Annotated in this window: 7 protein-coding genes; 4 read left to right on the forward strand and 3 right to left on the reverse strand. The window is 56.2% G+C overall.

The features are described 5' to 3' along the window. Positions 1–394 precede the first annotated feature (394 nt). Both N434_RS25025 and N434_RS25030 read right to left on the reverse strand, forming a co-directional pair. A complete protein-coding gene (locus N434_RS25025; protein WP_110760744.1) occupies positions 395–1,870 on the reverse strand; it encodes a hypothetical protein in 1,476 nt (491 codons plus the stop codon). Next, the gene (locus N434_RS25030; RefSeq protein ID WP_110760745.1) at positions 1,827–2,882 is read right to left on the reverse strand and encodes a nucleoid-associated protein; all 1,056 of its coding nucleotides are present in this window, start codon (positions 2,880–2,882) and stop codon (positions 1,827–1,829) included. The genes N434_RS25025 and N434_RS25030 overlap by 44 nt, the downstream gene beginning before the upstream one ends. 353 nt (positions 2,883–3,235) lie before the next feature. Between N434_RS25030 and N434_RS25035 the strand changes: the two genes are divergently transcribed. From N434_RS25035 to N434_RS25050, 4 genes are all read left to right on the forward strand, one after another. Next, positions 3,236–5,587 carry a hypothetical protein gene (locus tag N434_RS25035; RefSeq protein ID WP_110760749.1) on the forward strand — a complete coding sequence of 784 codons (2,352 nt, stop codon included), beginning with the start codon at positions 3,236–3,238 and terminating at the stop codon, positions 5,585–5,587. 91 nt (positions 5,588–5,678) lie between these two features. After that, a complete protein-coding gene (locus N434_RS25040; protein ID WP_181424073.1) occupies positions 5,679–6,272 on the forward strand; it encodes a hypothetical protein in 594 nt (197 codons plus the stop codon). Then, positions 6,265–7,203, forward strand: coding sequence for a nucleotidyl transferase AbiEii/AbiGii toxin family protein (locus tag N434_RS25045; protein WP_110760747.1), 939 nt, complete (start codon positions 6,265–6,267; stop codon positions 7,201–7,203). Before N434_RS25040 ends, N434_RS25045 begins: the two co-directional genes overlap by 8 nt. Before the next feature lie 279 nt (positions 7,204–7,482). After that, positions 7,483–8,178, forward strand: a complete 696-nt coding sequence (locus N434_RS25050) for a cysteine desulfurase family protein (protein ID WP_110760748.1) — start codon at positions 7,483–7,485, stop codon at positions 8,176–8,178. Between the two features lie 32 nt (positions 8,179–8,210). On the opposite strand, the gene N434_RS25055 is transcribed toward N434_RS25050, so the two are convergent. Beyond that, positions 8,211–8,502: ATP-binding protein (locus N434_RS25055; protein WP_181424057.1), on the reverse strand; the 292-nt coding region annotated here is incomplete at its 5' end.

An 8,502-nucleotide genomic window follows, 5' to 3' on the forward strand; every position in this document is an offset into this window, starting at 1 on the left:
ACACGAGGTTTCAGGCCGTCATCGTCCAGGCACATCATTTTGACACCGGATTCTGTGCTTGCGTTGTGCTAGGCTTAAAAACGACTTAGGCCTCCCGTTGGGAGGCCGACAAAGTCTTGATATTCCGGTAAATTTTGGTTGCGGGGGCACGCAACCATCTTTACTTGCGATCATCGCGATCGTCCAATATCCTACTAAAAATCCTTCTCACCGGCAACCGTTGCGGTCTATTTCGCACTGCGGCGTAGAATGTTGTAAACAGAATAGACTCCGAGACACAAAGCTCAGGCGAACCCAAAAGCGGACTCGGAAGCATAATGTAGGCATACCGACCCAGACGCCGATCACTTCGTCCTACTGGCTCTGATCGGAATCCGATGGCTGCGCCCCCGCGTCAGTCAGGTGAGGCCTGTGGCACCGCAACCACTGGTAACGGCTCCTCGGCAGCGCCAATAATTTCCGATCCCGCGCTCGGCGTGACCACAGGGTTCGGATTTGACGCGGTTAACGAAGATTGAGCCGGAATGGGCGACGAAACCGAGTCTCCGGTAAAGATGAGTGCCACGCTGACTGCGACCACGAAAGTAACCGCCACCGCGATACCGCCGACCCATGACACGACCTTCAGGATGCGCTCAGCGTCTTGGCTGGGCTTCACCACGAGCTTGGTATAGTCCTCTTGCGACAAAAAGCGATAAATCTGGTTGCGCCAGACGTCCCGCAGTTCCCGCTGCAAAGCAACGAAGCTGTGGCCCGAATAGATGACCACAAAAATGTAGGCGCTGACAATTGTCATCACGGCCACAATAAGAAGCGACGGGGCGTTGGCGGCGATCCGCGCTGCGATCAAACCAATCCCGATTCCAAGAGCCGACGCGACCGCCGCAACAACCTGCCGAGTGGCATCCGTAATCTTGCCGGTCTCTTCGGTCACCGCCTTGCGCAAATCAGCGAGCGCTTTGAGATTGTCAGCACTCACCTTCGTCAATGACATCTGATAGGCGATTTTGGCACCTTCCAGGGCAAAGCCGAGATTCTCTTTGACGCATTTGATCGTGTCAGCTTGGTTTCCACCGGTTCGGGCTAACTCGGTTGCGAAAAGCGTGTGTCTGGTTTCTGCTTCACGCTCCAGTTCATAGACCCATCGTGCGGCTGCCTGAAGGTCGGCGAAGCCTTGCCTGCCCAATTCGGGAACCAGGCCCGCGTGGACGGCTGGCGTCGGCAGCGCAAGCCGCGGTGGCCCCTTAAACACGAGCGCGCCAGTGTTCTGGTCGATCTCGTTGGCCAAGGAGAGCAGGATGGCTGGAATTGCATGCTCAGCCCACAGGCGGAACCGATCGGATGCATGCCAGGTCTCAGAATTCGACAGGAGCCAGCGTCCGACCGACTGCGGCACCACGCGCTGCGCGTTGTATTCGCGCACCAACGTGCGCGGACTGCGCAGCGTCACGGCATTCTCGACAACGGCAGCGTTCGCCTCCGCAGGCACGAACTGCGTACCCTCGGTGGCGATGACCTCGTCGAGACCAACCACGATGACGACCGTGGATTGCACCGGACCAGCGAGCCAATCGCGAAAACCCGATGCCGTTAGCAGTAGAATCTCGTCTGCTCTTTGCGGCGGTTTCTGCGCGGTGACGCGATAAGGGCCGAAGTCGTTGTCAATGTCGTCGGGCTTGGTTTCCGCATCAGCGCCATCGAACACAAGGCTATGCCAGGCAACTTCAGCGAAGCCCTGCGCGACCTCACGCGCCGACGTCGCCGACAACTCGGACACGATGATGCCATCGACGGTTTCGTGGACGAAAGAGCCATCCGCGACGAGACTATCTAGCGCTGAGGCGAGCGTTCTCAGGGACAATGCGGTCATCGGTCACCTTTTTCGTATGAATGGTGATGACTTCACCGCTACCATTGACCCTCTCCCGTGAGACGGTCGCGGCAGAAGCATCGTCGGGATAGACGATGAGCACGCCCTCTGTAGTCCTCAATTGCCGCAGCCCAGGCTTCTTGAGGATTTTCCGGTTCGGCGCAAAGGACAAGCCTCCCAGCTTGGAGCTCTTGAGCTTACGGCGCAGGCTTTGGTCGAACCGACCAATCGTTTTCTCGTCCTCGGGATTGCCGGCGGCGGCGAGAAGCGCATCGCGTATCGACTCTTCATTGACGACGGTCCGGTCGTGCAGATGCGCCTGAGCGTGCTTGAACGCCCGAGCTACATCCCTTTCGAGTAGGTCCTCCTTGCGCTCAGTCAGAATGTTGCGCAAGATGTTAACAACCTCACGGTTGAGCTCGTCGTCACTGCGGGTACGCTTGACGTGCAGATAGCTTGCAAAGTAGTCGCCGATGTCAGCGCCGGGCTTCATCCTGTCAGTCGCGCAGAGGGCCATCTCTGACTTGCCGTCCACCACTCGGGCGAGTGCGGCCTTCTGGATGGAGCGTTTACCGGCGACGAACGCCTGCACTATCAGCCGTAGCAGCGTCTCCTGGTTACCCTCCGTCTGCTCGACCACCTCTTCGTAGTCGTATTTGATGAGGCTGTAGATCTTCGTCTTCAGCACGTCGGTAGCGAGCTCGAAGATGAAGAAGGCTCCCTTCCGGCTGGTGCCATCGTGGAAGCGGGCAAACTCACGCGCCAGGTTCTGCGCGCCGGTCTCGAAATCATCTTCACCCTTCGCAATCCGTTCGATCTGCGTCTTAGTGAGAGATTCCTCTTCAAAGCTGAACACCGCAGCGGCGTCAGTCTCGCGAATGCGCTCTACGAAGAAATCCGCCTGCTCCACCTCACGGGCCGGCTGCGGCATGAAAACGTCATCGCTCACCGCGTGCAGGGCCATGTTCTCTATGCGCAGCGAACTCAATTCATCTTCAGTAAGAAACCCCAAAAAATTCCCCTATCGAATTCCAATATGATAGCCCCATGAAAGCAGTCGGCAGCAAGGGATCAAATAAACGCAGGCACTATCCCCTTGGGCTTCTTACTCGAAACCTTTCCCGCCGAATTACGTTCACTATTTGTTTCAATAATAGTGATGCCAATTGGTTGTCAATGGTAGTGTGGTTCCGATGATCGCGACCATGCGCGACTCGTAGTAGATTATCCAGTCTCCGACGCAGGTCCTGCTCCCTGACGGCTTCACAGGCCGAATGATCAGCAATTTAGAGTTCGTTTACCACATGGCCTTAGCAGGCCACCCCCGCATCAGTGATGGTGGAAAACACGAACTTAAAGGCTGCCATGAGAAACCAAACTACTTCATCTCTTCATTTTCAGCGTAAGATTTCCGAATTCTGCGATCTCCGAGTCGCGCCGTTGGTCTCGAAACGCACCCTGGACAACATCAAGCCGTACCTCGCCAGCCTGATCATCTACCGCAAATACCCGCCCATGCGGACCGGTCGTATGGACTGGCAGTTAATCTCTGACGCCTGCGGCTTGGAAGAAGAGATGACGGCAATGCTCAAGAAGAACTTGCAATCCGGTCTGGAAGCGATCAAGCGCTGGATCGATAAGGAGCGGTCGAAAGGTGATGATCGCCCCACGCCTGCCACGGTGACCAAAAAGCCAGTCAATACATCACGGGTGTCAACCACACGACCGAAGAGCTCATCCCCTACTCGTCAAACGCCGGCATCGGCTTCCACGAAAGCCAAGACCGGCATGGCGCCAAAGCCGGTTGAAGAGTTTCCGAAGCCGCTCTTCGATTGGACGGATGATCCGGCTGAATTTCAGCAAGCCCTGATTTATCATATGCGCCGGCATGGGGACACGTATTGGCACCTCCATCGCGCCGTTGCCGATGAGAACGGGACCTTCGATCGCACGACATTGTTGAGCTGGACCAGAGGTATCAAGGTGCCCCGGTCGCTGGACAGTCTCGATATTCTTTCCAAAATCGAGCACCGCTATCGTTTGCCGAGTGGCTATTTCAAGGGGAAATTGCCCCATCAATCTCGGTCGGCTTCAGGGCATGACATAGGAAGTGATGTCAGTGCCGCCGAACGCCGCCGGCTCGCCTGGCATCTGCCGGACGACTTCAATACCCTTCCCTTCAGCAAGCGCGAAGAAATTCTGGAGTGGGTTCGCCGCGTGCTCATTTCCGGTTCCACCGATTATCGACGCTTTCAGGCGGCAGCAATCAGACAGCGATACGCCATTCGTTTTCCCGCTATTTCCTATGGCGGCACACTCTCATCTCGATCCTCCACGAGCGCCCTTGATTGTAGTGAAAACGCCGACAGTGAAACGATCGAAGATCCTGATCTGCTTGCCGGCGTTGTCGATGCCCCTCCCCGGCTGGCAATGGAAATGGCAAACTTGATCCGATTCAAGACGGCTACGCTGACGACACTCGGATTTCAACGGAACGGCGTGTGGGGCGAAGAGACTGCATCGCAAAAGATCGAGCATCTCGGGTTAATGTTCGGTGCTCTGGCAGCATCGGCGAAAAGTATCGTGAAAGGGTACGGAGTACCACTTGGCCAGTTGACTTTTGGCCTGCTCGTCTTCCCGGGCATTTGGGACTGGTACCTGCAATGGCGCGAAAGGCGCCGTGGCTTCTACACCAAATGGGAAGAGGACATGCTGAGCGTTCTCCTCAGCATGGTCCGGTCGGACACCGGCTGGATATGGCAGCATCCGGAGTTGGTTCAGAATGTAAAACCAATTCCGGGCTTGATCACGGCGACCGAGATCGCATTCGCTCAGAAGGATTGGCACGCAGCCTGCGACGTCTGCTTTAAACATGCTTCACAGCGTTCCAAGGAAATTCAGCGGGTGGCACGTGTTCATCGCGATCCGTTCGAACCGATCATGTGCATTCTCGAGGCGGAAAGCCCACTGGCCGAATACCGCAAGATCACGGATGAGATCATCAAGCGTATGCCGGACGAACATCGATATCCCCGCGCCGCGGCGGAAGCGGTCCGGTCGTTCCTGATGCTGCGCCTTGGGCTTCATCTCGGCCTGCGCCAGAAAAATCTCCGGCAGTTGCTCGTCTGCCCACGTGGTCACTTCCCAACGTCCGAACGGCGATTGGAGGACATGAAACGAGGAGAGATCCGCTGGAGCGAGCGAGACCAGGGCTGGGAGGTATTGATCCCCTCCAACGCGTTCAAGAACGCCAATTCATCGTTCTTCGGATCGAAGCCGTTTCGGCTGATTCTGCCGGACCTGCAGGATCTCTACCACTATCTCAACGCCTACATTGACCGCCATCGCGGCGCCCTGCTCGCTGGTGCCGAGGATCCAGGCACGTTGTTCGTAAAGACGGTGAAGACCACCAGCAAGGACGCGTCATATAATCAGACGACCTTCTATGAGGCGTGGCGTTTGGTGATCCAGCGCTACGGTATCTTCAATCCTTATACCGGCCGCGGCGCCATCAAGGGACTGCTTCCTCACGGGCCGCATAATGTCCGGGATGTTCTTGCTACCCACATCCTGAAGCTAACGGGCTCCTACGAGCAGGCGAGCTACGCAATCCAGGACACGCCAGAAATGGTGGCCAATCACTATGGTCGCTTTCTGCCGCAGGACAAGGCTGCACTGGCGGCGCGCATTCTCAATCAGGTCTGGGAAGCGGCGTAACCCAACCGCCGCATTTCTGGTATGCATGAATTTTTAATGAAAATGCTTGCACAATCCGCACCATGCCCTATTTTGAGGGCAGGTGAAAAACATGACCAGATTGGACGAACTGAAACAGCATCTTGTCCCGGGTAAGGTTTATCGCAGGGCAGACCTGACGCGATGGACCAGCTCTGTGGATCGGGACCTTCGGAAGTTACTGGATGCCGGCGAGCTGACAAAACTCTCCGGCGGCGTCTACATGCGCCCGAAAACCACCAGCTTCGGGCGCGCGCCAGCCAGTGATCGCGACCTCGTGGAAGCGTTTCTGAAGGACAAACGGTTTCTGTTGCTGACGCCAAATGCCTATAATGCGCTCGGCGTCGGTGCGACACAGCTTTATAACGAAGCCGTTGTGTATAACCGGAAGCGCCATGGCCGCTTCAAGCTTGGAAGCCGGGTTTATGATTTCCGGATGAAGCCCGAGTTTCCAGCAATCGCAACCAAAGAGTTCCTGTTGGTCGATCTGGTCAACAACCTCAAACGGCTTGCCGAAGACGAAAGTCAGGTGCTGGAACGCACGAGGGTGGTAGCGAGAGAGCTCGACCAGGAGGCCCTGCGACAAGCCGCCGACGACTATGGCGGCGTGCGGGCGAAGAAGTTCTTCAGAGACGTACTCGCCGAGATGAAAGCTATTGATGGCTGATTACCTGCACCGACACCCGGAGTTCGCAGACCTGCTCCGCATCGTCGGCGAAGAGATGGGCATTCTGCCTGCCCTCGTCGAAAAGGACTACTGGATCATGCATTGCCTCTTCGGCCTGAAGCAGGTGGGGTATTCCTTCGAGCTGAAAGGCGGCACATCCCTTTCGAAGGGCTTCGGAATTATCGACCGCTTCTCCGAAGACATCGATCTTCGGATAAATCCGCCTAGGGGAATGGCTGTCGCCGTCGGCCGCAATCAGGACAAGCCGAAACAGATCGAAAGCCGGCGGAATTTCTATGACAGGCTGGCAGAAGAAATCTCGATCGACGGAATAACCAGTATCGAGCGGGATCATGTCTTCGATGACGAGAAGTTTCGAAGCGGCGGCATACGCCTGCATTATCCCACCGCAACCTCCGATGAAACGGACCTGAAGGAAGGCGTTCTCCTGGAGCTTGGATTCGACGATATCACACCGAACCGGCCGGTCGACATCAGTTCATGGGCCTACGACTTTGCCGTCGACAAGGTGGACCTTGCCGACAATCGCGCGCTTGGCATCGTTTGTTACCATCCCGGCTACACGCTGGTGGAAAAACTTCAGACGATCTCCACGAAATTCCGCAAGCAGCGCGAAACAGGAGAGTTTCCCGCGAACTTCCTGCGCCACTACTATGATGTCTATGCGCTTCTCGGAAATACCGAGGTTCTCGGTTTTTTGGGCAGCGACAGCTACTTCGCTCACAAGGAAAAGCGGTTCCGGTCTGAGGAGCGGGATCTGACGGTCAATCCGGCCTTTAGCATCACCGACGAGGCCGTCTTCGCTGAATATCAGGTAGCCTATCGCAGTACGAGGTCCCTTTATTATCGAGAGCGCCCCACCTTCGAGAAAATCATTGAGCGCATAAGTGAATTCGCGACAAGCCTTTGAATGGGCACCATTGCATTGAAAAGAGTCGAACATCAATCCGGCGCCGAAGGTAGCTAATGCTCTAAAATCCATAGATGTCCGGAGGGGACAAGCAATCGGCTTAATCTGGGCTCCACAAGTGTGTCGTCCCTTCTGTACACCTCGAATCGGGTTATGATACATTCCATGTATTTTCTATCGTATCGGGGAAACGTGGGGAAATTCAACGCGCGTCGCAACCTCTGCTAGCTGGATTTCGACCTCCTGTGGTATCCGTGAACGTTCTGATCGGAGAATGTGATGCCTGACGCGTCCTATTTTGACTACCATGCCCACACGCCTCTCGATCCAGAGGTGCGTTCGGCGCTTTTCGAGGCATATGCCGGCTTGGATGCCAATCCTCATTCTCAATCGAAAAGAGGTGAAGCCGCACGCTTGGCAATTGAGTCAGCCCGTCAAGCCACGGGCGCGCTTGTCGGGTTCGCACCCGCTGATGTCATTTTTACATCCGGTGCGACTGAGGCGAATAACCTAGCCATCAACGGTATTTTGGACCATCTCAGGCAGGTTGGCCGCACCCAGATCCTGGTCTCGGCTGGCGAGCACGCCTCCATCCTCTCCACAGTGGCCGCGCTCAAGGCAGAGTTCGATATTCGTGTCCTTCCCCTATTGCGGACCGGGCGCATTGACCTGGATGCCCTGACAGACACAATCGGCCCTAAAACCGGGCTCGTCTCGATTGCAGCGGCAAATCATGAGATCGGGACCCTGCAGCCGATCAGCGAAATCACCGGGATTGCGAAAGCGCAAGGTGCGCTTGTTCACTCCGATCTTGCGCAAGCGGCCGGCAAGATCCCGCTGGAACTCAGTCAAGTCGATCTGGTGAGTGTCACCGCGCACAAGCTGTATGGCCCGATCGGTATTGGGGCGCTATGTGCCCGAAGACCCGTTCGGCGACTTTTGACCCCTTTGCTGTTGATTGCCACTGAGAACTGACCCGGCGTTTCCACCGAGAATTGACCCGCCTGTTAGGTATGTTTCGGGTCTGCGGTCGTGGTCAAGTTCCTCGTTTTCTCCTTTGTCGTTTTGGTGTCGTGCGCAGAACTGTTCTTGAAGCGGAAGCTGTCGTTTCCGGTTTCAAGGATGTGGCAATGATGCGTGAGCCGGTCCAGCAGCGCGGTGGTCATCTTAGCATCGCCGAAGACGCTGGCCCATTCGCTGAAGCTGAGGTTTGTCGTGATGATGACGCTGGTTCGCTCGTATAGCTTGCTCAGCAGATGGAACAGCATCGCACCGCCTGACGCACTGAACGGCAAGTAT

The sequence above is a fragment of the Rhizobium sp. UGM030330-04 genome, from assembly GCF_003208455.1.
Taxonomy (GTDB): Bacteria; Pseudomonadota; Alphaproteobacteria; order Rhizobiales; family Rhizobiaceae; genus Agrobacterium; species Agrobacterium rhizogenes_A.